Origin of the sequence: Sphingomonas sp. (assembly GCF_023266535.1) — a bacterium.
In the GTDB taxonomy this organism is placed as follows: domain Bacteria; phylum Pseudomonadota; class Alphaproteobacteria; order Sphingomonadales; family Sphingomonadaceae; genus Sphingomicrobium.
Genome location: NZ_JAHFPY010000002.1, coordinates 34,460 through 57,257, shown reverse-complemented (window position 1 = coordinate 57,257; position 22,798 = coordinate 34,460). Strand labels below are relative to the sequence as shown.

Genomic DNA, 22,798 nt, shown 5'->3' with positions numbered 1-22,798 from the left:
CGGCATGCTGATCGATTTGCGGAAGGAACCGGGCGCGGCCGACGTGCCGTCTGATATTTGCATCGTCGGCGCGGGCGCTGCCGGCATTATCCTTGCGCGCCGGCTGGTCGAAAAGGGCCATTCGGTCTGCCTGCTGGAAAGTGGCGGCCTTGATTATGAGGAGGCCACGCAGGCGCTTTATCAGGGGGCCAATATTGGCATGCCCTATTATGAGCTCGATCATAGCCGGCTGCGCTTCTTCGGCGGCACGGTGGCGATCTGGGGCGGACGTTGCGCGCTGATGGACTCGATCGATTTCGTGAAACGTGACTGGGTGCCGCATAGCGGCTGGCCGATTACGCGCGCCGATCTGGATCCCCATTATCGCGAGGCCCACAAGCTCTTTGATATTGGCGACTTCAACTACGAACAGGAGGTATGGCGGGAGCTAGGGCTGACGGATCCGGGGTTTAAGCCTGGACAGCTTGACGCCAAGCTATGGCGCTTCGACGAGGTCAGCGAGCGATTTACGGCGTCGCGCGCCGGCGACATGTTTGCGTCGCCCAGGCTCCGCGTCCTGCTCCATGCCAATGTCGTCAAGCTGCAGGCGGCGGGCAATGCCGCATCGATCGACCATGTCGAGGTGCGGCCGTTGGGCGGAGAGACGCGCAAGGTTCGGGCAGGTCGCTATATCCTAGCCTGCGGCGCGATCGAAAACTCCCGGCTGTTGCTGGCATCCAACGATGTCGAATCGCACGGCATCGGCAATAGCGCGGACCAGGTCGGGCGTTGCTTCATGGAGCATCCCGCTGGCCGGATCGCCAGGATCAACACCGACAAGGCCTATGACATCTGGGCCATGTTCCAGAAACGTTTCATGCCTGCCGGGCCGCCGCTGGCACCTGCCCTCAGGCTTGGCGACGACGCCCAGCGTGATCGTGGCGCGCTCAACAGCATCGTCACCTTCAAGCTGCAGCGTGATCCGGCGCGCGGCGTCGCCCTGGGCAACAAGATCTACCATCGCATGGTGCATTCGGTGGCGCCGACACGCCGCGGCCGGAAGCTCGACCAACTCTATCGCGGAGTTCGGGCATGGATCCACCGCGAAGTGCGCAACACGATCGAAAAAGCGCGGGCCCGGGCGGGTCTCACCGATCTTTACGTGATCACGCGCGGCGAGCAGGCACCGAACCCCGACAGCCGGGTTATCCTGTCAGCCGAACGCGATTCACTCGGCCAGCAGCGGGCCGATCTCGACTGGCGCATGACCGACATCGACAAGCACACCGCCAAGGTCATGGCCGAGGTCATCGACGTTGAATTTCGCCGGCTTGGCCTGGGAACGGTGGCCGCCAGCGACTGGCTGGACCAACCCGGCCCGCAGTGGCCGATCGACCTGACCGTCGGCAACCATCCGATCGCCAATTACCACCAGATGGGCGGCACCCGGATGAGCGATGATCCGGCTCAAGGCGTAGTCGATGCCAATTGCCGCGTGCATGGCTATGCCAACCTCTACGTCGCCGGCAGCTCGGTGTTCGTGACTAGCGGCTGGGCCAACCCGACCCTGACCATTGCCGCGCTTGCGCTGCGTCTGGCCGATCATCTTTCGGATCGGCCAGCTCGTTAGATCTGGAAATAGCCCTCGATCACGGTAACCGCGTGGCCGCCGAGGACCACGCGGTCGCCCTTGAGCTCGCAGTCGATCAGCCCGGTCCGCTTGCTCGCCTGAAGCGCGGAGAAGCGGTGCCGGCCGAGCCGCTCGGCCCAGAAGGGCACCAGCGCGGTGTGGGCCGATCCGGTCACCGGGTCCTCGTCGATGCCGTGGTAAGCAGCGAATACCCGGCTCGCGACGTCCTGTTCGTCGCCGGGCGCGGTCACCGACACCAGATAGGGCAATTTCCTCAGCGTCAGGAAATCCGGCGCCACGGCCCGGACCGCCGCTTCGTCGGCCAGCAGCACGACCGCATTGCCGTTGCCCGAGCGACTAATGAAGGTCTCGCCCTCGACGCCCAGCGCGGCAAGCAATTCCGGCAAGGGCCCCGGCTGCGGCGGCGCTGACGGCATGTCGAGCTTCAGCAGGGACGGATCGTCGGCGTCCCGCGTCACCGTGAGTATGCCGGACTGTGTGGCAAAGCGGATCCGCTCACCGTGCAGCAGGATATGGGCTGCGCCCAGCGTCGCGTGGCCGCACATCTTGATTTCGACGGTCGGCGTGAACCAGCGCAGGTCGTAATCGGCATCGTCGTGCTGGCTCGGCACGGTGAAGGCGGTTTCCGCGAGGTTATTCTCGGCGCCGATCGCCTGCATCACCTCGTCGGGCAGCCATTCGTTGAGCGGCATCACCGCCGCCGGATTGCCGGTGAACGGCTTCTCGGCGAACGCATCGACCTGGAACAGGGGTAGGGGCGTCGTCATCGCGCGCTCTCCGTCAGATGTTTGGGCAGGATTCCCGGCCGGTCGGTATGCCCCTCGGGGTCGAGGTGAATGATGATTTCGCACGCAGGGAAGCGCTGTTGCAACTTCTCTTCGACCGCATCCATCCGCTCATGGGCCTCGACCACAGTCCAGTCGCCCGGCACCCAGACATGGAACTGGACAAAGCGATGCGCTCCCGAGGTTCGCGTGCGAAGGTCGTGCAGCCCGGCCAGTTCCGGATACTCCTGCGCCGCTGCAATGAAGGCCTCGCGCTCATGATCGGGCCATTCCCGGTCCATCAGCTGGTCGACCGAATGGCTGGCGGCACCCCAGGCGCCATACATTAGCCAGCCGGCGATGGCGAAGCCAAACAGTGGATCGGCCAGCCGCCAGCCGAGCAGCTGATCGAGCACCAGTGCTGCGATCACCGACAGGTTCAGCAGCACGTCGGTCTGGTAATGGACATGGTCGGTCATGATCGCGACCGACCCCGTCCTCCGGATCACATGACGCTGGTAGGCTAGCAGGGCGAAGGTCGCGAGCATGGCGATGATCGACACGCCGATGCCCAGCTCCATCCCCTCGGTCGGCTTGCCACTCATCAGCCGGTCGGTCGCCCGCCAGATGATGCCCATGGCCGAGACGGTGATCAGGATGACCTGGATCAGGGCAGCCAGTGCCTCGGCCTTGCCATGGCCATAACGATGTTCTTCGTCGGCCGGCATCGCCGCCCAGCGGACGCCGAAGAAGGTGATCAGGCTGGCAATCAGGTCGAGCGTGGTGTCGGCCAGCGACCCCAACATCGCCACCGATTTGGTGTCCCAGGTGGCGTAACTCTTCACGACCACCAGGAACAGCGCCATCGAGATGCTCGCTAGCGCGGCTCGCTGAGTCAGCGTGCCGCGATCGGCGCCGCCATGCGCGTGGCCATGGTGATGGCTGTGCCCATGATGGTGATGGTGCGCGCCGCTCATGGGTACAACAATCCTTCGGTCCAGCCGCTGCCGTCGCGCACGAACAGGCGGCGCTCGTGGAGTCGGTGCGCCCGGTCGGTCCAGAATTCCATCCGCTGAGGCATTACGCGAAAGCCGGTCCAGCGGTCAGGACGGGGCACTGGTCCCACGAGATAACGCGCGGCGACCTTGGCGACCCTCGCAAGGAACTCGCCGCGTGAAGCCATCGGCCTGGACTGGTCCGATGCGTGCGCGCCGATCTGCGAATCCCGGCCTCGCGTGGCGAAATAAGCGTCGGCCTCCTCGGCGCTGACCTCCTCGACCCGGCCTTCGATACGCACCTGGCGGCGCAGCGACTTCCAGTGAAACAGCAAGGAGGCCTGGCCATTGGCCGCCAATTCTCCGCCCTTCCGGCTATCGGCATTGGTGTAAAACACAAACCCATCCGGGCCATGGCCTTTCAACAGGACCATTCTGACCGACGGTGCTCCCGTGGCTGTCGCCGTCGCCAGGGCCATCGCATCGGGATCATTGATCTCGGCGGCCTTCGCGTCGGCGTACCAGGCATCGAACAGGGCGAAAGGATCGTCGGCCATGCGCGGCCCTTTGCCCGCTTGAATATCGGCTGTCGAGGGTTGGCGGTGCTTGACGGATGCAAGCTGGCCTTGGAAACGGGTTGGCAAGACGAAAGGGACATATGGATCTTTACCAGCAGCTGGGGATCAAGCGCGGGGCGAGTGAGGCTGAAATCAAGAAGGCCTATCGCAGCCTGGCCAAGCAGCTGCATCCCGATCGCAACAAGGACAACCCCAAGGCGGCCGAGCGGTTCGCCAAGGTTACCCAGGCCTATGACCTCCTGTCCGACAAGGACAAGCGTGCCCGCTACGACCGCGGGGAGATCGACGAGGACGGCAACCCGCGGATGCCATTCGGTGGCGGATTTGGCGGTAGCGGGGCTGGCCATCGCTCTGGTGGCGCGGGCGGAGCGGAAGGATTTCCAGGTGGATTTACCGCTGACGCGGCCGACCTTTCAGATTTGTTCGAAGGCCTGTTCGGTTCGGGCGGAGCCCGGCGCGGGGCCGGGGGCGGCGGTCCGTTCGGTGGGTTCGGCCGCGCGCGCGCGCCGCAGAAGGGCGCGGAAGTAAATTATCGCCTGAAGGTCAGCTTCGTCGACGCAGCCTGCCTCAAGGATCAGCGCGTTACGCTGGCCGGCGGCAAGACCATCGATCTCAAGCTGCCCAAGGGGGTCGAGGATGGCACCAAGATTCGCCTGACCGGGCAAGGCCAGGAGGGACCGGGCGGGAAGGGCGACGCGATCGTTACGGTCGAAATTGGCTCGCACAGTTTCTACGTCCGCGACGGCAAAAACATTCGCCTGACCCTGCCGGTGACGCTGAAGGAAGCGGTCCAAGGAGCCAAGGTCAAAGTGCCGACCGCCGAAGGACCGGTGATGGTCACCATTCCCAAGGGATCGAGCTCGGGCAAGCTGTTGCGGCTCAAGGGCCGTGGCTTCACCGCCAAGGACGGCAGCCGCGGCGACCAGATCATCGAGCTCGCCATCGACGTGCCGGCGCACGACGAAGCGCTCCAGCAGTTCGTCGAAGGGTGGAGCGGGGGCGGCAACCCGCGCGCTTCGCTTGGAGTTTGATCGCGTCGGATGAAGGAACTCCATCCCTATTCGCCCGAAGAACGGCGCAAGCGGCTGGCAAGGCTGCGAGCGCGCTTCGGTAAGGCGGCGCTTGAACGGGCCAGGCTGGAGATCAAGCCGCTGATTGTCGCCAAGCGGGTTGCCGTCGGCATTTACGATGACGGCTTCATCCACGCCGGCAATCTCGCTTATCTCGCCCTGCTCGCGCTGTTCCCGTTCATGATCCTGGCGGCCGCCGTCGCGCGCTTTTTCGGGCTGACCCAGGATACGCAGCTGGCGGTGGCGACCATATTGAGCAGGCTCCCGCCCACCGTCCGCGCCGTATTGTCCGGACCGATCGACGAGGTGCTGCAGGGACGCCATGGCTCCTTGTTGTGGTTCGGCGCCGCCATCGGCCTGTGGACCGCGGCGAGCTTCATCGAAACCATTCGGGACATCCTCAGGCGCGCCTACGGCGTCAAATATTCGGCCAGCTTCTGGCAGTACCGGCTCGCGGCGATGGCCTTGATCCTGGGGGCGGTGGTGCTGCTGTTTGCCGCCTTCGCGGCGACCGTCGTCCTGTCGTCGGTCCACCAGTTCCTGGTTGCCAAGCTCCCGGCTTCGGAAGGGTTGGTCGGCAGGCTCGGCTTCTACCGGATCGCGCCGGCGATTACTTTGTTCGCCACTTTCTACATTATCTTCCTGGCCCTGACCCCAGCGCGCTATCGGACGATCGAGAACCGCAAATGGCCGGGCGCGCTCATCGCCACCGTCTGGTGGCTGGCGACGGTCGAACTGCTCCCCTGGGTGATTGGCCTGTTCGGCGGTTATGAGCTCACCTACGGCAGCCTCGCCGGAGTGATGGTCGCGCTGCTGTTCTTCTTCTTTGCCGGGCTTGGCGTAGTCGCCGGGGCGGAGCTCAACGCAGCCCTAGTCGAGCCGGGCGGAAAGGCGCTAAAGGGCGAGCACTACGAGGGGCCGTTCGAAGACGAAGTGCCGGTCGAGGAGCCGGCGCCCGAAGAGAAAAAGGCGGCCGCCGCCAGGCGGCGGGCGAGCAAGCAGGGGGAATAGCCGATGAGCGGCATCATGGCGGGCAAGCGCGGGTTGATCATGGGGCTCGCCAACGACCGGTCGCTGGCGTGGGGCATCGCCAAGCTGTTGCGTGAGCAGGGCGCCGAGCTGGCCTTCAGCTACCAGGGCGAAGCGCTCGAGAAGCGCGTTCGTCCGCTCGCCGAGCAACTGGGAAGCGACCTTCTGGTCGATTGCGACGTCAGCGACATGGCCATGCTCGATGGCACTTTCGCCGAGCTCAAGGAGCGCTGGGATAGCCTCGACTTTGTCGTCCATGCGATCGGCTTTTCCGACAAGAACGAACTCCGCGGTGGCTATGTCGACACCAGCCTCGACAATTTCCTGATGACCATGAACATCTCGGTTTACAGCTTCGTCGCCGTCGCCCAGCGGGCGCGAGCCATGATGAAAGCGGGCGGATCGCTGCTGACCCTGTCCTACTATGGCGCGGAAAAGGTCATCCCCCATTACAATGTGATGGGCGTCGCCAAGGCCGCGCTCGAGACCTCGGTCAAATATCTCGCCGCCGACCTCGGCCCCGAAGGAATACGGGTCAATGCGATCAGCGCCGGGCCGATCAAGACGCTCGCCGCGTCGGGCATCGGCGACTTCCGCTACATCATGAAGTGGAATGAATATAATTCGCCGCTGCGCCGCAATGTCACGATCGAGGATGTCGGCGGCGCCGGGCTCTACCTGCTCAGCGACCTCTCGTCCGGCGTCACCGGAGAGATCCACCATGTCGACGCCGGCTATAATGTGGTCGGGATGAAGGCCGAGGACGCGCCCGACATGACGCTGGAATAAAGTGTCGCACGTCGCTCGCCATGTGACCATCACAGGGCGGGTGCAGGGAGTCTTCTTCCGCGCCTGGACGGCGGAGCAGGCCAAAGCGCTCGGCGTCAATGGCTGGGTGCGCAACGCCCCGGATGGAAGTGTCGAAGCACATCTCCAGGGCGACCGCTGGGCCGTCCAGCGGCTGATCGAGCTGCTGCACCGCGGCCCGCCGTCAGCGGTGGTCGATGAGGTGGTCGAGGAAACGGCCGAGCTGGGGCCAAGTCTCGAATTTGAAGTCCGCCATTAGGCGGTAAACGGGTCGCTCACCAGGATCGTGTCGTCACGCTGCGGCGAGGTTGACACCAGCGCCACCGGGCAGCGGATCAATTCCTCGATGCGGCGGACATATTTGATCGCCTGGGCGGGCAGATCGGCCCAGCTGCGCGCGCCGGCGGTGGTCCCGCTCCAGCCGTCCATCTCCTCATAGACGGGCTCGGCCCGCGCCTGGTCGGCGCTGTGCGACGGAAGATAATCGTAGGTCCTATCGCCGATCCGGTAGCCGGTGCAGATCTTCACCGTCTCCATCCCGTCGAGCACGTCGATCTTGGTCAACGCAATGCCGGTGATGCCGCTGACCGCAGCCGACTGACGGACCAGCACGGCATCGAACCAGCCGCAGCGCCGCTGGCGGCCCGTCACCGTGCCGAACTCATGGCCCCGCTCGCCCAGCCGCTGGCCGACCTCGTCCTCCAGCTCGGTCGGGAAGGGGCCGGAGCCGACCCGGGTCGTGTAAGCCTTGACGATGCCGAGCACGAAGCCCGCCGCGCCCGGTCCCATGCCGCTGCCTGCTCCGGTGGTCCCCGCCACCGTGTTGGAAGAAGTGACGAACGGATAAGTGCCATGGTCGACGTCGAGCAGCACGCCTTGCGCGCCCTCGAACAGGATGCGGCGGCCGCGTCGGCGCGCCTCGTCGAGGTCGCGCCACACCGGCTTGGCGAAGGGCAGCACGAAATCGGCGATCCCCTCGAGGTCGCGGCGCAGCCTCGCCCGGTCGACCGGCTCGCGCCCAAAGCCGGCGCGGAGGTGGTCGTGGTGGGCGCACAGGCGATCGAGCAAAGGATCGAGGTCGTCGAGGTGCGCCAGGTCGCAGACGCGGATCGCGCGGCGGCCGACCTTGTCCTCATAGGCCGGGCCGATCCCGCGCCGGGTGGTGCCGATCTTGCCGGCGCCCGAGGCGTCTTCGCGCAGCGCGTCCAGGTCGCGGTGGATCGGCAGGATCAGCGGGCAGGTCTCGGCGATCATCAGCACGTCCGGCGTGATTTTGAGCCCTTGCGCCGCGATCTTCTCGATCTCGGCCTTCAATGCCCAGGGGTCGAGCACCACGCCATTGCCGATCACCGATGGCGTGCCGCGCACGATGCCGGAGGGGAGCAGCGACAGCTTGTAGGTTTCGTTGCCAACGACCAGCGTGTGTCCGGCGTTATGACCGCCCTGGAAACGGACGACCATGTCCGCCCGGCTGGCCAGCCAGTCGACGATCTTGCCCTTGCCCTCGTCGCCCCACTGCGCGCCGATGACGGTGACGTTGCCCAAGCGAAATTCCTTAACCAGAAGCGGTCAGCCGCGGTTCAGCGCGCCTCCTATTGATTGAAGTGCGAACCGTCCAGCTTGGGAGGCTGAAATGCGGTGGATGTTGGTTGCGATGCTTGGTGTGATTGCGTTGGGCGGGATGGCGCTCGCCCAGCGCGAGCGGCTTCCGGCCGAATGCCGGCAGGAAATCATGCAGCTATGCCGGGGCGCGGAAGGTGGCCTCCGCCAGTGCATCATGACCGCGCTGCCCAAATTGAGCGATCCTTGCCGCAAGGCGATCGGCGATCGCGCGGCGGAGGCCTATCCGCCAGCTCCGGGCACGGTCGAACATGCCTTCGGCACGGATCCCAAGCAGCGGCTCGACCTGGTCAAGCCGGCCGGCATCACCAGGGCGCCGGTACTGCTGTTCGTCCATGGCGGCGGCTGGTCGATCGGCGACAAGGCCCACGCCGCCGGAGAAAAGGCGAAATGGGCCAATGGGCAGGGCTGGGCCTTCGCCAGCGCCAATTATCGGCTGGTGCCGCAGGCGACGGTCGAGCAGCAGGCCGCCGACGTCGCCAGCGCCATCGCCTGGCTCCGTGCCAATGCGGCGAGGGAAGGCCTCGATCCCGACCGGATCGTGCTGATGGGCCATAGCGCCGGCGCGCATCTCGTCGCGCTGGTCGGCACCGACCCGCAATATCTCAAGGCCGCCAGCGTGCCGATGGGCGCGGTGAAGGGAGTCGTGCTGCTCGACGGCGCGGGTTATGACGTGCCGACCCAGGCCAGCGCCGAGATGAACATCGTCAAGCCGATGTACGAGGCGGCGTTCACCAAGGACCCCCAGCGCCAGGCCGCGCTGTCGCCGACGCGTCACGCGGAAGCGCCCAATGTCGCGCGCTGGCTGATCCTCCCGATCGAGCGCCGCCAGGACAGCCAGGCGCAGTCGAAGGGACTGGCCGATGCCCTAAACCGCGCCGGCGCCAGCGCCACTGTCGTCGCGGTCCCCGACGAAAGCCACGGCTCGCTCAACAAGGGGCTGGGCGAGGCCGGCGACTTCGCGACGGAGCAGGTGGAGCAGTTCTTAGATGGAGCGCGTTAGTAAGCTAATGGCCGGAATGGGTGGAAACCGGACGCGCCGATCAGTCCTCTCCAAGGACTTTACTGCGGCACGAAATCAAATATCTCACGTCGACCAGTGTAACTCTATCGAGGCCGGGGGAGGGTCGGAAAAATGAGGCGTGCGTATCTGCTTGGGCTAATCTTAGTTTCGTTGCCTGCTACGGCGGTGGGCGAGGAACCTGGCGACGCGAAGAGATACGAAATCTCGTGTCAGGGAACCGCGACTGAAGACGATGGCCGATCTCATTCTGAGTCCTTTACGTGGATTGTGGATGAGTCAGCACCCGCCAGCGAGCAGATTTTCCACAACGGGAAGTCAGTCTGTGAAGGCGCCACGTCTTGCAGTGTCGAGATCAAGCCCTATCACATCCGCATCCGCACGGCGCACGAAAGAACGGAGTCTGGTCGCAAATCCACTGTAGAGTTCGATGTCACAGTCAACCGCGTTTCCGGCATCGCAAAAGGCAAAGGATTTGGCACGGAGACCCAAGGCAACGTGGTGAAGCAGCATAGCATGGAGGCGACCTTTTCGTGCGACAAATACCCCTTCAAACGTGTGATCTGAATTGTCTCGCTTAGGTTCCTGACTCGCGCCGCGCTATCAAGGTTTCTCTGTGATAGCCGCGAGCGCGCCTAATGTCCGCAATGGGTCGAAAGCTTGCTTTCCGCAGTTAGAACCGCAGCGGCACTACGTCGCGGACACCTTCCAGCTTCGCCAGCCTGGCAACCACCTCCACCGGAACGTCGCCATCGACCGCGATCAGTGCGACTGCCTCGCCCAGCGCCTCGCGGCGGCCGAGGTTGAAGGTGGCGATGTTGATCCCGGCTTCGCCCAACGCGGTGCCGAGCCGGCCGATGAAGCCCGGCGTGTCGGTGTTGACGATGTAGATCATCGTGCCCTGCAGCTCGGCCTCGACCTCGACCCCGAACAGCTCAACCAGCCGCGGCGCCTTGTTGCCGAACAGGGTTCCAGCGACCCGCACCGGACCCTTGGACGTCCCGACCTCAACCGCCACCAGCGTGTGATAATCGCCCTCGCGGTCGTGGCGGACCTCACGCACGTCGAGCCCGCGTTCCTTGGCCAGGAAGGGCGCGTTGACCATGTTCACCGTCTGCGAATAGGTGCCCATCAGCCCGGCCAGCACCGCGCCGGTGATCGGCTTCTGGTTCAGCTGGGCCGCCGCGCCCTCGACCTCGACCGAGACCGCGCGGACGTCCTCGCCCAGGATCTGCCCGGCCAGTTTCCCCAGCTTCTCGGCCAGCGCCATATAGGGCTTGAGCCGCGGCGCCTCCTCGGCCGACAGTGACGGCATGTTGACCGCGTTGGTCACCCCGCTGAGCAGCAGATAGTCGGCTATCTGCTCGGCCACCTGGATCGCGACATTGACCTGCGCCTCGCTGGTCGAGGCGCCGAGGTGCGGGGTGGAGATGAAATTGGGCGTTCCGAACAGGGGCGAGGCGGTGGCCGGCTCGGTCACGAACACGTCCAACGCCGCGCCCGCGACATGGCCGCTGTCGAGCGCTTCCTTGAGCGCCTGCTCGTCGATCAGCCCGCCGCGCGCGCAATTGATGATGCGGACGCCCGGCTTGGTCTTCGCCAGATTCTCGCGGCTCAGGATATTGCGCGTCTGGTCGGTCAGCGGCGTGTGCAGGGTGATGAAGTCGGCGCGCCGCAGCAGCTCGTCCAGTTCGGCCTTGTCGACCCCCAATTCAACCGCCCGCTCCGGCGTCAGGAAGGGGTCGAACGCCGCAACCCTCATCTTGAGGCCCAGCGCCCGCGTCGCGACGATCGATCCGATATTGCCGCAGCCGATCAGGCCGAGCGTCTTGCCGGTCACCTCGACGCCCATGAAGCGGTTCTTCTCCCACTTGCCGGCCTGGGTTGAGGCGTCGGCCTCGGGCAGCTGGCGGGCGAGCGCGAACATCAGCGCAATGGCATGCTCGGCGGTGGTAATCGAATTGCCGAACGGCGTGTTCATCACCACCACGCCGCGCGCGGTGGCGGCGGGGATATCGACATTGTCCACCCCGATCCCGGCCCGGCCGACGACCTTCAGATTGTCCGCCGCATCGAGCAGCGCCTTGGTGACCTTGGTCGCCGAGCGGATTGCGAGGCCGTCATAGTTGCCGATGATCGCCTTCAGCTCGTCCGGCGTCTGGCCGGCGATCTCGTCGACCTCGATCCCCCGCTCGCGGAAGATGGCCGCGGCCCTCGGGTCCATCTTGTCTGAAATAAGTACGCGCACAGTCATTTTAGTTGCTCCCAGGCCCAGTCGAGCCATGGCCCGAGGGCCTCGATGTCGGCGGTGTCGACGGTCGCCCCGCACCAGATGCGGAGGCCCGGCGGGGCGTCGCGGTAGCCGGCGATGTCGTATGCGGCGTCCTCGACTTCGATCAGCTTGGCGAAACGCTTGATGAAGTCATTGTCGGCGCCGTCGACGGTCAGGCAGACGCTGGTTTTCGACCGGATTTCAGGGCGTTGTGCGAGGTAGCCAAGCCAGTTGCGGCCTTCGACAATCCTGTCCAGTGCCGCGGCGTTCGCTTCGGTCCGGGCCTTCAGCCCCTCGAACCCGCCGACGGAGCGCGCCCATTCCAGCGCGACAATCGCGTCCTCGACCGCCAGCATCGACGGGGTATTGATCGTCTCGCCGGTGAAGATGCCTTCGATCAGCTTTCCACCCTTTGTGAGGCGGAAGATCTTCGGCAGCGGCCGGTCGGGCGTGTAGCTCTCCAGTCGCCCGACCGCGCGGGGGCCGAGGATCAGCACACCATGGCCGCCTTCGCCGCCCAGCACCTTTTGCCAGCTGAAGGTGGCGACATCGATCTTGTCCCACGGCAGGTCGTAGGCGAACACCGCGCTGGTCGCATCGGCGAAGGATAGGCCCTCGCGGTCGGCCGGTATCCAATCGCCGTTCGGCACGCGCACGCCGCTCGTCGTACCGTTCCAGGTGAACAGGACATCGTTTGACCAGTCGACCTGCTTGAGATCGGGCAACTCGCCATAATCGGCGCGGATCACGGTCGGGTCGAGCTTCAGCTGCTTGACCGCATCGGTCACCCAGCCCTCGCCGAAGCTCTCCCAGGCCAGGGTCGTCACCGGCCGCGCGCCCAGCATGGTCCACATCGCCATTTCAAATGCGCCGGTGTCGGATCCGGGCACGATGCCGATGCGATGCGTATCGGGCAGCGCCAGCATCTCGCGCATCAGGTCGATGGCGAGCTTGAGCCGTTCCTTGCCAAGGCCGCTGCGATGCGACCGGCCAAGAATACGGGTGTCTATCTTGTCGGGAGACCAGCCCGGCGGCTTGGCGCAGGGACCGGATGAAAAATGCGGGCGCAACGGGCGCACCGCAGGCGGGGTGTTCGTCAACATAACTCTCCTTCCAGAGAGCACGCGCCGCGTTGGGACGGCGTGGCCCGCCGCAAGGTTTAGCGAGGTCCGCCAGCCACCGTTAGTGGCAATTTTGCACCTGCGAAGGATTCGGGTGTGCGATGTATTTTCACGATAAATTCGGGTTAATTTGTTAACCTAACGCAACCTCGCGCAACGGTTCGTCCCAGTGACCCCGCACTTCACCCCTTAAGGGGGAACCGGAGGTTGAATTGCTTAACTCCTCCGGCCCAGTGTCACGCCTTCGACATGCGAGGGCAATCGCATGCCGGATAAAGCGGGGCTGGGGAGCTCCTTAACGGACTGAATTTGGGCCGGGTGCAATTGCGCCGGGTGGCGGTGTTTTGAGGAGTTAGTTGGAGCCATGACCCAAGCGGCGATCGCAGCGAAGAGGTTGTTTCAAACCCGCGACCTGTTTGTCCACGATGGCAATCATTTGCGCCGCCTGCGCCTTTCGGCGCCTGTGCAATTCGGCATGCTGGCCGTGATGGCGATCCTGTTTGCCTGGTCGGCTTACTCGGCAATTCGCCTGTTCGTCTCTCCTTCGACTTCAGCCGCGGCCGCTCCGGCGGCCGTTTCTTCGGATATTGCCCGCCTCGCCGCGGCGACCGAAGCGCGCGTTCACCAGATCGAAGAGCGCCAGAGGATTCTCGCCGCGATGATCGCCGGCGAAAAGGTCGATCCGGCAATTATCGCCAAGCTTGGTTATGTCGACGCCATCGGCAAGGGAGCGCAGGGCGGTCCGTTCGACAGCGCCAGCCAGGCCGATCCGACCTTCAAGTCGCTGTTCACCAGCTGGAAGAAGCTCGACAATCTGGCGGACGGTGCGATCGCGGTTCCCTCCGAAAAGCCGGTTCGTACCGCCGAATTCACGTCGGGCTATGGCACGCGCACCGATCCGTTCCGCGGCGGCGCCGCCCGTCACCAGGGTATCGATCTCGCCGCGCCGATCGGCACCGCCATTTACGCCACCGCCGACGGCACCGTCTCGGAGGCTGGCTGGAATAACGGCGGCTACGGCAACCTCATCAAGGTCGATCATGGCCGCGGTATCGAAACCCGCTACGGCCACCTCTCGGCGATCCTCGTCAGCCCCGGCCAGCATGTGGTTCGCGGTCAGCAAATCGCCCGCATGGGCTCGACCGGCCGTTCGACCGGCAGCCACCTTCACTATGAGGTCCGGATTGACGGCAGCGCGGTCAACCCGATCCCGTTCATGAAGTCGAACGACTATCTGATCGCGATGCAGCGGAACGGCGCCGGCACCCATTCGATGGATGCGGTTGCCCTTGGCGGACCGAGCGGCGCCAAGCGCTAGGCTTGCCGTTGCATCGCCGCGAACCTATCTCGCGGTCGTGAACATGGTCTCCCTTTCACCCAGCGCCGCCAAGCGCGTTGCCTTCATTGCCTCCAGGCAGGGCAAGCCGGCGGTGCTGCGCCTGTCCGTCGACGGAGGCGGTTGCGCCGGTTTCACCTACAAGTTCGAGCTTGGCGAGCTGGAAGATGGTGACCAGGTCGCGACGACCGACGGGGTCAGCCTGGTGGTCGATCCGGTCAGCCTCGATCTCATCCAGGGCTCGGAGGTCGACTATGTCGAGGATTTGGGCGGCGCCTCGTTCAAGGTGACCAACCCCAATGCCGCTTCGGGCTGCGGTTGCGGTTCCTCATTTAGCGTTTGAATGAACCGGACGCGCCGCTAGGGAAGCGGGGTGAAGCTTGTCACCTACAACCTCAACGGCATTCGCGCCCGGCTGCAGCGCCTGCTCGAATATCTCGATCGCGAGCAACCCGACATCGTCTGCCTCCAGGAATTGAAATGCGCCGACGACGCGCTGCCGATCGGCGAGATCGAGGGCGCCGGCTACCATGCCGTGTGGCACGTCCAGAAGGGCTTCAACGGCGTCGCCATCCTCGCCAAGGGCAAGCAGCCGGAGCTTCGTCAGCTGGGCCTGCCCGGCGATCCCGACGACAGCCACAGCCGCTATATCGAAGCCGACATCGACGGCCTGGTAGTCGCGTCGATCTACCTGCCCAACGGCAATCCGATCGGCACCGAGAAGTTCGACTACAAGCTCAAATGGATGGACCGCTTGCGGGAGCGTGCGGCGTCGATCCTCGCCGAGGAGCGGCCGGCGGTGCTGGCCGGCGACTATAATGTCATCCCGGAGGACCGCGACACTTTTTCGCGGCGGGCCATGGCCAATAACGCGCTGTTTCAGCCGGAAAGCCAGGCCGCCTTTCGGCGGATCGTCAACCAGGGCTGGACCGATGCGCTAAGGTTGCTGCACCCGGACGATGACCGACTCTACACATTCTGGGATTATACGGCGGGCGCCTGGCCGCGCGACGCCGGCTTCCGCATTGACCATTTGCTTTGCTCGCCGCAGGCGGCCGACCGGCTGCGCGGCGCCGAGGTCCACAAATGGGCGCGGGGCGAGGAGAAAGCGTCCGACCACGCGCCGGTAGCGATCGAACTGTCCTAAGCCGCCAACAATTCGCCCGTCTTCATCACCCGACAGAATTCAAAGCCAAGCGTCGCCACATGGGCGGCTTGAATCGCTTTGGCCGGAATGATCTTGCCGTTGGCGTCAGGCAGCTCGAAGCAGTCGCTCGCATCGTCCGCCAGGATCATGTCCCAGCCCATGTTGGCCCCGGTGCGGATGGTGGTCGAAACGCACATGTCGGTTGAAATGCCGAAGGTCACTACATGCCGGGCCCCCAACCGCTTCAGCCGAAGGTCGAGGTCGGTGCCAATGAAGGCGCTGTTGACGCCCTTGGTCACTAGCGGCTCGTCGCCTTGTGGCTCAAACCCTGGGCGATGCCGGTTCCCGGCGCTGGCCGGGTGAAGCGTTGAATCGGGGAAAATCGAATCGTGCCGGACGTGGATGATCGGCCGGCCCCGCTCGCGCCAGTGACGGATCAGCGCCAGGCCGTTGGCGTCGATCTGGCCGTTCCAGCGGGGCGGCCATTTGGGGTCATCGAACGCTTGCTGCATATCGATCGGCAACAATACGGCGCGGTCAAGGTCGAGGCTCATCTGGCGGTCTCCATGGTGTGACGCACAGATGCCCATATCTTCCGCCGGTTTCATTGGGCATTATGCCGGAATTGCCGGCATTATGACGGAAATTGGCGTTGGACGATCGCGATAGACGAATGCTCGACCTGCTGCGGCGCGATGCGCGCTTGCCGATCGTGACGCTGGCGCGCGAGCTGAACCTGTCGCGCAGCGCCACCCAGGAGCGGCTGGCCAAGCTCCAGTGCGCGGGCATCATCGATGGCTTCACGATCCGTGAAGGCGCCAAGGCCGGGGCGGCGCAGTCGGCTTATCTGATGGTCAGCTTCGAAGGCGGATTTCGATGCGCGCAGATTGTCCCCAAGCTGCGGCGCGTGCCGTCAATCGGCATGATCCATTCGGTTACCGGCCCGACCGACCTCATTGTTCGGATCGATGCCGACGATATGGCCGGCCTCGAAGCCAGCCGATCAGCGATTGCCGCGATTGACGGGGTCGCCTCGGTATCCACGTCGGTCGTGCTCGACCGGCATCTCGGTTAACCGCTGGTCACAGCGCCTTATCGTAAATCCGATAGGTGTGGTTGATCCCGGCTCCCGGCAGCTGGGCGATCGACATCATCCCCTGATTGTCCTCGAGGACCCAGCCGAACTCGCCAAAGTTGATGCCATATTTGTCGACGCAGACGCGGCGGGTGAATTCGATCAGCATGAAGGCCAGCTGGCTGGCCATGCGCCCATGCTGGTGCGATTTGCGAACGCCCATCAGCGGCACGCGCACGCGCCGCGTCGTCACCTTGCGCAGCCGCCACAGCAGCTTCGCCCAGCCGAATGGGAACAGGCTGCCGTTCAGGTCGCGGATCATCTCGTTCAGATCGGGGATGGTCATCATGAACGCGACCGGCTCACCGTCGACCTCGGCGATCTTGACCAGATCCTCGACGATGATCGGCTTCAGCTTCTTGCCGGCATAGGCGATCTCGGCATCGGTCAGCGGGACGAACCCCCAATTGTCCGACCAGGCGTCGTTCAAAATATCCAGGATGATCGCCGAATCCCGGGCAAAGTTCGACTTGTCGACATTGCGGATGCGAATGCGCGGATTGGCCTCGCCGGCCCTGATCAGCCGGTCGATCACCGGAAGCATGTCGATCCTGATATCCAGCTCGAACGTGTAAAGGTCCTTGGCCTTGCCATATCCGGCCGCCTCGACCCAGGCCCGATATTCCGGCCGATGATGCCCCATCATCACCAGCGGCGGTTCGTCAAAGCCCTGGATCAGCAGGCCGGGCTCGTCCCAGATGGAGATGGAGATTGGCCCGATTGCCTTGGTCATGCCCTGACCGCGCAGCCACTCTTCCGCAGTCGCGATCAGCACCGCCGCGGCCTCGCCATCGAGCGCCTCGAACATCCCCCATTGGCCGGTCCCCGGTTCCATGTGGACCTGGACCAGATCGTCGACCTGGGCGCTGATCCGGCCGACGGTCTTGCCGTCTCGCTCCGCCAGCCACAGTTCGGCCCGGCCATGCCCGAACCAGGGGTTCTTCCTGGGATTGAGCAGCCCGTGGACCTCGTCCTTGAGCGGCGGCACCCAGCAGGGATCGTCCCGGTAAACTTCCCAGGCGAAGTCGACGAAGGTCTTGCGGTCGGACCCGGTCCTGACCGGGCGGATGGTGATGGGGGAGGAGGCCATGGACGACCGCTAGCGGCTAAGGCGGCCAAGCGCCAGCGGCAGGACAGCCCTTCACCCGCCACGATGGTGCCACTATCTCCTGCAAGTGGCCCATCCTCCCATGAACGAATCCGTCGCCCTTGACCGTGAAACGGGCCCGGCTGCCGCCGGCGAGGCCGCGCGTGCCCCGCACGGCGACGACAAGGCCATGCTCAAGGCCGCGGCCAGCCTGACCCGCGACCTCAATGTCGCCAGGCCGGCAATATACTGGGCCGACATGCTTGGTTCGGCCCTGTTGGGATATGGCGCGCTGGCTGCGACGATTGCCGCGCCGTCCACGCTTATTGGCGTGGTAGCGGGTCTTGTCGCGATCCTGGCGCTTTATCGGGCTGGCAGCTTCATTCACGAGATTACCCATGTGAAGCCCAATGCGGTTCCGGGCTTTTACTGGGCGTGGAACGCTCTGGTTGGGGTGCCGCTGCTGGTGCCGTCCTTCATGTATGAAGGGGTCCACAACCAGCATCATGCCAAGACTTATTATGGCACCGCCGAGGACCCGGAGTATTTGCCGCTGGCGCTGATGCATCCGTGGACATTGCCGGTGTTCCTGATTGCCGCCGCGCTGGCGCCGGTCGGCATGTTGATCCGCTTCGGCATCCTGGCGCCGCTGTCGCTGCTGTCGCCGAAGCTGCGCGAGGCGGTGGTTGCCAAATATTCCGGTCTACAAATCAACCCGCGCTTTCGCCGGCCCGCGCCGACTGGTGAATTCCGGACGCGCTGGATGATTCAGGAAACAGCGGCGAGCCTTTGGGCGATCACGCTCCTGGCATTGGTCGCAACGGGCAATATTCCGCTCCGCGCCTTCTTGATCTTCCTCGCTATTTCCGCTGGCGTGATGTTCCTCAACCAGATCCGGACGCTAGTCGCGCACCTGTGGGAAAATGACGGCGAGCCGATGAGCGTCACCGAGCAATATCTCGACAGCGTCAATGTTCCGCCGCCGGGCGTGTTGCCGGCGCTGTGGGCACCGGTCGGCCTGCGCTACCATGCGCTGCATCACCTGCTCCCCGGCGTCCCTTACCATGCGCTGGGCGAAGCGCACCGGCGTCTCAAATCCTCGCTTGCGCCGAACTCGGTCTATTTCGACGCCAATTATCGCGGACTGTCGCCATTGGTGGCCCGGCTCGCCGTGTCGAGCTGGAAGGGCCGCTAGATAGTCGGCTTCGCCAGTGCCCCGCACTGGCTGCAGGCTACTATTCTTCCTGCCTGATCAGGACGAACTCGCCGATTAGCAGGAACAGCAGGAATGGCGCCCAGGCGGCGAGGAACGGCGGGTAGGCGCCATAATTGCCCAGCGCCACGCTGAAATTGTCGGCGACGAAATAGGCAAAGCCGAGCGCCATGCCGATCGTCGCGCGGAGCAGGACGCGGCCCGAACGGGCCAGCCCGAACGCGGCGGTCGCCGCCAGGAGGGGCATCAGCACTGTCGACAAGGGTCCGCTGATCTTGTGCCACCAGCCGGTCCGGGCCTCTTCGGTCGGCCTTCCGGCTGCCTCCAGTGCTTGGATTTCCTGCCTCAGGGCGACGAAATCGCGCTCCTCCGGATCGATTTGAGCAAGGGTGAAGCGGGCTGGTTCAACATCTTTGAGCACAATCACGCTCGGCTGCTTCATGACGATGTTCATTCGCGCGTCGTAAGTGCGGACATTGTCGAGCTTCCAGGCACCGGCCACACGTTCGCCGCTGTCGGCATTCATGACCCTGGCCAGCCCGTCGCTCTCGCGATCGTAGATAGTGACGTCCTGGAGCCGCGTGCGTTCGCCCTGCCCGGTGACGATGAGGGCGCGGACCATGTCATTGCCGTCGCGGATCCAGACGTTGGACAGGATGCCGCTCGATGGCGGGATCGGCTTGTAATCAGCGTCGCTCCAGGCATCGAGCGTGCGGGCCGACTTCACCACCACCAGCTCGTTGAACGCGAACAGGAGCAAAGCCACGCCAAAGCTGGCGGCAATCATCGGCGCCAGGATCTGGTGGGCCGACAGGCCCGCGGCCTTCATCGATACCACTTCGCTGTGCTGGTTGAGCCCGGCAAAGGCAATCAGCGCGCCCAGCAACACCGAGAATGGCAGGAATTTGGAGACTAGTTGGGGAATGCGCAGCGAAACATAGCGCCATAGCTCCGCTTCGCTGTTGCCCGGGACCTTCAAAATCTTGCCGGATTCGCCCAGCAGGTCGAGCGTCATCAGCACCAGCACCAGCATGATCAGTACCGCCAGGCTGCGGGTCAGGAACAGCCTCGCGGCGTAGAGCGCCAGCTGGCGCGAGGGCATGAAATCGAGATTGATCATGCCGCCGCCTCAATCCGTTTGAACTGCCGCTGCGGCGTGACCTTGCGCACCGCCTTGCCGAGCTTGGAGAAGGCCGCTTCGAGCGCGCCGATCGGTTGGCCCCCCGGGCGGTGGGCGATGACATGGTACATCCAGGCAATCAGCGCGACCAGCGCCACGAACGGCAGCCACAGCGCCAGCTCGGGCTGCAGCCGGCCCTGGGCGCCGGCTCCTTCGGCATATTGGTTGATCTTGTGGTAGGTGACCACCAGGACGATCCCGACGAAGATGCCGAGCGAGCTGTTGCTGCGCTTGGGCGGGACGGCCAGGGCAACGCCGAGCAGCGGCAGCATCAGCATCATCGCGATTTCGACCAGCCGGAAATGAAGGTTGGCGCGCGCGGCCAAATTGGCCTTGTGGTCCGGCGCCGCACCGCCATAGGCCCGGGCATAAACCTCGGGCAGGACCAGCTCCTTTTCCTCGTCGCCGCGGCCGCGGAAAGAGTCGGTTGCGGGCATGTTGATCGGCAAATCATAGCTGTTGAACGACAAGGTCCGGGGAGTGGCGAAATTGACTCCTTCCTGGATCAAGCGGCCCCGTTTCAGCCGGAAGATGATGGTGTCCGGATCATCGGTAGACAGGAATTGGCCCTCGGCCGCCGTTGCGGCGATGCGGGTTCCCGACTTGTCGTCAAGCGCGGTGAAAATGCCGTGCAGGCGAGTGCCATTCTTCTCGCTGCGGTCGATCCTCAACGTCATGCGCTTGCCGAACTGGTTGAACTCGCCGACCTTGATTGACGCGCCCAGCGCACCGGATTTGAGCTCGAACCGCAGGCCCTCGTAGCGGTAGCGGGCATAGGGATCGACCCAGCCGACGATGGCGATGTTGACCAGCAACAGGCCGACCGCGAACATGTAGGGAATACGCAGCAGCCGGCCGTAGCTGATGCCGATCCCGCGCATTGCGTCGAGCTCCGACGACAAGGCCAGCTTGCGGAACGCCAGGATGATCCCGAGCAGCAGTCCGATCGGGATGCCCAGCGAGAAATATTCGGGCAGCAAATTGGCCAGCATCCGCCACACGACGCTGACCGGCCCGCCGGCATTGATGACGAAGTCGAACAGCCTCAGCATCTTGTCGAGCACCAGCAGCATTGCCGCCAGCACCAGCGTCCCGATCAGCGGGACGGCGATGCTGCGCGCAAGGTAGCGATCGACCAACTGCAATCTTGGGCCCTTCAGAGCATGTTTTCGTCCACGCGGCACCATGATTTGGCCGCAAAGCGGGCCGACATGGAAACCGGGGCGTCGAGACATGCCGATTCCGAATTGGGGGGAATGGGCAGAGCAGCGGCGCCGTTTGTGCCTATAGCGGAGCGGCTGGGAAAATCATGTCCAAATCGGCGGTCCCTCTGGCGATCGGTGGCGCAGCCCTGGCGGCGGCGGCGACCTCGCATGCCGCGGCCCAGCCGGTGGCGGCATCGACCGGCTGCGCGGCCGGAAAGCCGTCGGTGGTCGTCCATGTTGCCGGGTTCAAGCAGCCCGCTGGCAAGGTCAAGGTGACGCTATATGGCTCCGACGCCAACCTCTGGTTGGCCAAGGGAGGCCGGATCAGCAAGGTCAAGGTTCCGGTCACTGCCCGGTCGATGGACATTTGCGTGCCGGTGCCGGCCCCGGGACGCTATGCGCTGTCGGTCCATCACGACCTCAACGTCAACGGGGAGCGCGACCGTCAGGATGGCGGCGGCTATTCACGGGATCCCAAGGTTAGCCTGTTCAATCCGAAACCGCCCTACGCCAAGGCCGCATTCACGGTCGGAAACGGCCCATCACGGGTCGGGGTTACGCTTGTTTATATGAGGGGCCTCAGTGTTGGACGCGTGGGCAGTTGATGGCGCGGCTGCGGATCGCCTTGATCAGCAATCCCAAATCGACGGGCAATCTTGCCCAGCTGCCGCGTATCCGTGCCTTCTGTGCCGAACATCCCGACATTTTCCATTATGAGGTGGAGCAGGCCAGCCAGATCGGCGAGGCGATGCGAACCATCGCGCGGATCGATCCGGCGGTGCTGGCGATCAACGGCGGCGACGGCACCGTCCAGGCGGTACTGACCGAGCTGCATAATGGCGGCCATTTTGGCACCGCCGCGCCGCCGGTGGCGGTACTGCCGAGCGGCAAGACCAATTTGATTGCGCTCGACCTCGGGGTGCAGGGCGATCCGGTTGATGCGCTTGAGAAATTGCTGGCCATCGCCCGCGCCGACATGTCGCCTCACCTGGTGGCGCGCGAACTGATTTCATTGTCGGGTGGCGAGACCGGGATCAAGCCGGTGATCGGCATGTTCATGGGCGGGGCCGGGCTGGCAGACATCATGCTTTACTGCCGGGAACGGGTCTATCCGCTCGGCCTGCCCAACAGCATCAGCCATTTCATAACCGCTGTCGCGGTCGTGCTGGCCCAGGTTTTCCGGCTCCGCGCGAGCTTCCTCCCGCCAGAACCGATGCCGCTCAGTATTAGCGTACGCCGCGAAGGCGCTATTACGGCCCGCTTTTCTTTCCTGTTCGTCACAACCCTCGAGAAGTTGCTGCTTTCCGGCGACTTCAGCGCCCATAGCCGAGGGCCGCTGAAATTCGTCGCCGTCGAACAGAAGCCGGTGTCGCTGCTACGCGCCTTTTTTGCCAGCATGGTCGGCCGGCTGGGGCGGACCAAGCTGGACGGCGTCCATGTCGAGGAAGCCGACGAGATTGCGATCGAAGGCGAATCCAGCCGGGTCATCCTCGATGGCGAGACCTTCCGCGCCGGGGTTGGCAAGCCGATCCTGCTGCGGCCGGCCCAGCCGCTGTCGTTTGTCCGCATCGCCGCCTGAGGCGACGCG

Annotated in this window: 24 protein-coding genes; 14 read left to right on the top strand and 10 right to left on the bottom strand. The window is 64.5% G+C overall.

The features are described from left to right. Nucleotides 1-4: 4 nt before the first annotated feature. A complete protein-coding gene (locus Q0C64_RS00320; RefSeq protein WP_294119993.1) occupies nucleotides 5-1,609 on the top strand; it encodes a GMC family oxidoreductase in 1,605 nt (534 codons plus the stop codon). Here the strand turns inward: Q0C64_RS00320 and Q0C64_RS00315 are convergent. From Q0C64_RS00315 to pdxH, 3 genes are read right to left on the bottom strand one after another with little or no spacing between them, the layout of a single operon-like run. Then, entirely contained in the window at nucleotides 1,606-2,397 is a 792-nt protein-coding gene (locus Q0C64_RS00315; RefSeq protein ID WP_294119990.1) for a PhzF family phenazine biosynthesis protein, read from the bottom strand. The two genes, Q0C64_RS00320 and Q0C64_RS00315, sit on opposite strands and share 4 nt — an antisense overlap. After that, a complete protein-coding gene (locus Q0C64_RS00310; RefSeq protein ID WP_294119989.1) occupies nucleotides 2,394-3,371 on the bottom strand; it encodes a cation diffusion facilitator family transporter in 978 nt (325 codons plus the stop codon). The genes Q0C64_RS00315 and Q0C64_RS00310 overlap by 4 nt, the downstream gene beginning before the upstream one ends. Then, nucleotides 3,368-3,946, bottom strand: coding sequence for a pyridoxamine 5'-phosphate oxidase (pdxH, locus tag Q0C64_RS00305; protein WP_294119987.1), 579 nt, complete (start codon nucleotides 3,944-3,946; stop codon nucleotides 3,368-3,370). Before pdxH ends, Q0C64_RS00310 begins: the two co-directional genes overlap by 4 nt. Before the next feature lie 101 nt (nucleotides 3,947-4,047). Here pdxH and Q0C64_RS00300 point away from each other — a divergent pair, with 101 nt between their 5' ends. Genes Q0C64_RS00300 through Q0C64_RS00285 form a run of 4 tightly spaced genes read left to right on the top strand, consistent with a single transcriptional unit; the run spans nucleotide 4,048 to nucleotide 7,132 of the window. Then, nucleotides 4,048-4,998 (top strand): DnaJ C-terminal domain-containing protein, encoded by a 951-nt coding sequence (locus Q0C64_RS00300; RefSeq protein WP_294119986.1) that lies wholly within the window; start codon nucleotides 4,048-4,050, stop codon nucleotides 4,996-4,998. A gap of 9 nt (nucleotides 4,999-5,007) precedes the next feature. Further along, nucleotides 5,008-6,048, top strand: a complete 1,041-nt coding sequence (locus Q0C64_RS00295; RefSeq protein ID WP_294119985.1) for a YihY/virulence factor BrkB family protein — start codon at nucleotides 5,008-5,010, stop codon at nucleotides 6,046-6,048. 3 nt (nucleotides 6,049-6,051) lie between these two features. Then, the gene (fabI, locus tag Q0C64_RS00290) at nucleotides 6,052-6,855 is read left to right on the top strand and encodes an enoyl-ACP reductase FabI (protein WP_294119984.1); all 804 of its coding nucleotides are present in this window, start codon (nucleotides 6,052-6,054) and stop codon (nucleotides 6,853-6,855) included. A gap of 22 nt (nucleotides 6,856-6,877) precedes the next feature. Continuing rightward, a complete protein-coding gene (locus tag Q0C64_RS00285; RefSeq protein WP_294119983.1) occupies nucleotides 6,878-7,132 on the top strand; it encodes an acylphosphatase in 255 nt (84 codons plus the stop codon). On the opposite strand, the gene Q0C64_RS00280 is transcribed toward Q0C64_RS00285, so the two are convergent. Beyond that, nucleotides 7,129-8,418: an adenylosuccinate synthase gene (locus Q0C64_RS00280; protein ID WP_294119981.1), complete on the bottom strand. Its 1,290-nt coding sequence runs from the start codon at nucleotides 8,416-8,418 to the stop codon at nucleotides 7,129-7,131. The two genes, Q0C64_RS00285 and Q0C64_RS00280, sit on opposite strands and share 4 nt — an antisense overlap. Before the next feature lie 88 nt (nucleotides 8,419-8,506). Here Q0C64_RS00280 and Q0C64_RS00275 point away from each other — a divergent pair, with 88 nt between their 5' ends. Together Q0C64_RS00275 and Q0C64_RS00270 are read left to right on the top strand one after the other, a co-directional pair. Then, nucleotides 8,507-9,496, top strand: a complete 990-nt coding sequence (locus Q0C64_RS00275) for an alpha/beta hydrolase (RefSeq protein WP_294119980.1) — start codon at nucleotides 8,507-8,509, stop codon at nucleotides 9,494-9,496. 186 nt (nucleotides 9,497-9,682) lie between these two features. After that, nucleotides 9,683-10,081: a hypothetical protein gene (locus Q0C64_RS00270; protein WP_294119979.1), complete on the top strand. Its 399-nt coding sequence runs from the start codon at nucleotides 9,683-9,685 to the stop codon at nucleotides 10,079-10,081. Nucleotides 10,082-10,187: 106 nt separating this feature from the next. Here Q0C64_RS00270 and serA read toward each other — a convergent pair whose 3' ends face one another. Continuing rightward, complete coding sequence (gene serA, locus Q0C64_RS00265; RefSeq protein ID WP_294119978.1) at nucleotides 10,188-11,768, bottom strand: phosphoglycerate dehydrogenase; 1,581 nt, start codon at nucleotides 11,766-11,768, stop codon at nucleotides 10,188-10,190. Further along, a complete protein-coding gene (locus Q0C64_RS00260) occupies nucleotides 11,765-12,889 on the bottom strand; it encodes a phosphoserine transaminase (protein ID WP_294119976.1) in 1,125 nt (374 codons plus the stop codon). Before Q0C64_RS00260 ends, serA begins: the two co-directional genes overlap by 4 nt. A 382-nt stretch (nucleotides 12,890-13,271) precedes the next feature. Between Q0C64_RS00260 and Q0C64_RS00255 the strand changes: the two genes are divergently transcribed. Genes Q0C64_RS00255 through xth form a run of 3 tightly spaced genes read left to right on the top strand, consistent with a single transcriptional unit; the run spans nucleotide 13,272 to nucleotide 15,390 of the window. Beyond that, a complete protein-coding gene (locus tag Q0C64_RS00255) occupies nucleotides 13,272-14,225 on the top strand; it encodes a M23 family metallopeptidase (protein ID WP_294119974.1) in 954 nt (317 codons plus the stop codon). 43 nt (nucleotides 14,226-14,268) lie between these two features. After that, nucleotides 14,269-14,586, top strand: a complete 318-nt coding sequence (locus Q0C64_RS00250) for an iron-sulfur cluster assembly accessory protein (protein ID WP_294120044.1) — start codon at nucleotides 14,269-14,271, stop codon at nucleotides 14,584-14,586. A 30-nt stretch (nucleotides 14,587-14,616) separates the two neighbouring features. Further along, entirely contained in the window at nucleotides 14,617-15,390 is a 774-nt protein-coding gene (gene xth, locus Q0C64_RS00245) for an exodeoxyribonuclease III (RefSeq protein WP_294119973.1), read from the top strand. Here xth and Q0C64_RS00240 read toward each other — a convergent pair. Then, nucleotides 15,387-15,944, bottom strand: a complete 558-nt coding sequence (locus tag Q0C64_RS00240) for an isochorismatase family protein (RefSeq protein WP_294119972.1) — start codon at nucleotides 15,942-15,944, stop codon at nucleotides 15,387-15,389. The two genes, xth and Q0C64_RS00240, sit on opposite strands and share 4 nt — an antisense overlap. Before the next feature lie 92 nt (nucleotides 15,945-16,036). Between Q0C64_RS00240 and Q0C64_RS00235 the strand changes: the two genes are divergently transcribed. After that, on the top strand, nucleotides 16,037-16,465 hold the full coding sequence (locus Q0C64_RS00235; RefSeq protein WP_294119971.1) for an Lrp/AsnC family transcriptional regulator: 429 nt from the start codon (nucleotides 16,037-16,039) through the stop codon (nucleotides 16,463-16,465). Nucleotides 16,466-16,472: 7 nt separating this feature from the next. On the opposite strand, the gene Q0C64_RS00230 is transcribed toward Q0C64_RS00235, so the two are convergent. Next, nucleotides 16,473-17,615, bottom strand: coding sequence for an N-acetyltransferase (locus Q0C64_RS00230; RefSeq protein ID WP_294119970.1), 1,143 nt, complete (start codon nucleotides 17,613-17,615; stop codon nucleotides 16,473-16,475). Between the two features lie 100 nt (nucleotides 17,616-17,715). Here Q0C64_RS00230 and Q0C64_RS00225 point away from each other — a divergent pair, with 100 nt between their 5' ends. Continuing rightward, nucleotides 17,716-18,807 (top strand): fatty acid desaturase, encoded by a 1,092-nt coding sequence (locus Q0C64_RS00225; protein WP_294119969.1) that lies wholly within the window; start codon nucleotides 17,716-17,718, stop codon nucleotides 18,805-18,807. A 40-nt stretch (nucleotides 18,808-18,847) separates the two neighbouring features. Here the strand turns inward: Q0C64_RS00225 and lptG are convergent, their stop codons facing one another. Next, a complete protein-coding gene (gene lptG, locus Q0C64_RS00220) occupies nucleotides 18,848-19,945 on the bottom strand; it encodes an LPS export ABC transporter permease LptG (protein ID WP_294119968.1) in 1,098 nt (365 codons plus the stop codon). After that, nucleotides 19,942-21,192: an LptF/LptG family permease gene (locus tag Q0C64_RS00215; RefSeq protein WP_294119967.1), complete on the bottom strand. Its 1,251-nt coding sequence runs from the start codon at nucleotides 21,190-21,192 to the stop codon at nucleotides 19,942-19,944. The genes lptG and Q0C64_RS00215 overlap by 4 nt, the downstream gene beginning before the upstream one ends. A gap of 122 nt (nucleotides 21,193-21,314) precedes the next feature. Between Q0C64_RS00215 and Q0C64_RS00210 the strand changes: the two genes are divergently transcribed. Then, complete coding sequence (locus Q0C64_RS00210; RefSeq protein ID WP_294119966.1) at nucleotides 21,315-21,815, top strand: DUF2141 domain-containing protein; 501 nt, start codon at nucleotides 21,315-21,317, stop codon at nucleotides 21,813-21,815. After that, nucleotides 21,815-22,789 carry an acylglycerol kinase family protein gene (locus Q0C64_RS00205; RefSeq protein WP_294119965.1) on the top strand — a complete coding sequence of 325 codons (975 nt, stop codon included), beginning with the start codon at nucleotides 21,815-21,817 and terminating at the stop codon, nucleotides 22,787-22,789. The genes Q0C64_RS00210 and Q0C64_RS00205 overlap by 1 nt, the downstream gene beginning before the upstream one ends. Nucleotides 22,790-22,798 lie beyond the last annotated feature (9 nt).

Bases quoted from the DNA above. Each gene is read 5' to 3' on its own strand.
- Q0C64_RS00295 (WP_294119985.1), top strand. From the start codon at position 5,008: ATGAAGGAACTCCATCCCTATTCGCCCGAAGAACGGCGCAAGCGGCTG.
- Q0C64_RS00300 (WP_294119986.1), top strand. From the start codon at position 4,048: ATGGATCTTTACCAGCAGCTGGGGATCAAGCGCGGGGCGAGTGAGGCT.
- Q0C64_RS00275 (WP_294119980.1), top strand. From the start codon at position 8,507: ATGCGGTGGATGTTGGTTGCGATGCTTGGTGTGATTGCGTTGGGCGGG.
- Q0C64_RS00205 (WP_294119965.1), top strand. From the start codon at position 21,815: ATGGCGCGGCTGCGGATCGCCTTGATCAGCAATCCCAAATCGACGGGC.
- Q0C64_RS00310 (WP_294119989.1), bottom strand. From the start codon at position 3,371: ATGAGCGGCGCGCACCATCACCATCATGGGCACAGCCATCACCATGGC.
- Q0C64_RS00250 (WP_294120044.1), top strand. From the start codon at position 14,269: ATGGTCTCCCTTTCACCCAGCGCCGCCAAGCGCGTTGCCTTCATTGCC.
- pdxH (WP_294119987.1), bottom strand. From the start codon at position 3,946: ATGGCCGACGATCCTTTCGCCCTGTTCGATGCCTGGTACGCCGACGCG.
- serA (WP_294119978.1), bottom strand. From the start codon at position 11,768: ATGACTGTGCGCGTACTTATTTCAGACAAGATGGACCCGAGGGCCGCG.
- lptG (WP_294119968.1), bottom strand. From the start codon at position 19,945: ATGATCAATCTCGATTTCATGCCCTCGCGCCAGCTGGCGCTCTACGCC.
- fabI (WP_294119984.1), top strand. From the start codon at position 6,052: ATGAGCGGCATCATGGCGGGCAAGCGCGGGTTGATCATGGGGCTCGCC.
- Q0C64_RS00215 (WP_294119967.1), bottom strand. From the start codon at position 21,192: ATGGTGCCGCGTGGACGAAAACATGCTCTGAAGGGCCCAAGATTGCAG.
- Q0C64_RS00225 (WP_294119969.1), top strand. From the start codon at position 17,716: ATGAACGAATCCGTCGCCCTTGACCGTGAAACGGGCCCGGCTGCCGCC.
- Q0C64_RS00230 (WP_294119970.1), bottom strand. From the start codon at position 17,615: ATGGCCTCCTCCCCCATCACCATCCGCCCGGTCAGGACCGGGTCCGAC.
- Q0C64_RS00210 (WP_294119966.1), top strand. From the start codon at position 21,315: ATGTCCAAATCGGCGGTCCCTCTGGCGATCGGTGGCGCAGCCCTGGCG.
- Q0C64_RS00260 (WP_294119976.1), bottom strand. From the start codon at position 12,889: ATGTTGACGAACACCCCGCCTGCGGTGCGCCCGTTGCGCCCGCATTTT.
- Q0C64_RS00315 (WP_294119990.1), bottom strand. From the start codon at position 2,397: ATGACGACGCCCCTACCCCTGTTCCAGGTCGATGCGTTCGCCGAGAAG.
- Q0C64_RS00255 (WP_294119974.1), top strand. From the start codon at position 13,272: ATGACCCAAGCGGCGATCGCAGCGAAGAGGTTGTTTCAAACCCGCGAC.
- Q0C64_RS00320 (WP_294119993.1), top strand. From the start codon at position 5: ATGCTGATCGATTTGCGGAAGGAACCGGGCGCGGCCGACGTGCCGTCT.
- Q0C64_RS00240 (WP_294119972.1), bottom strand. From the start codon at position 15,944: ATGAGCCTCGACCTTGACCGCGCCGTATTGTTGCCGATCGATATGCAG.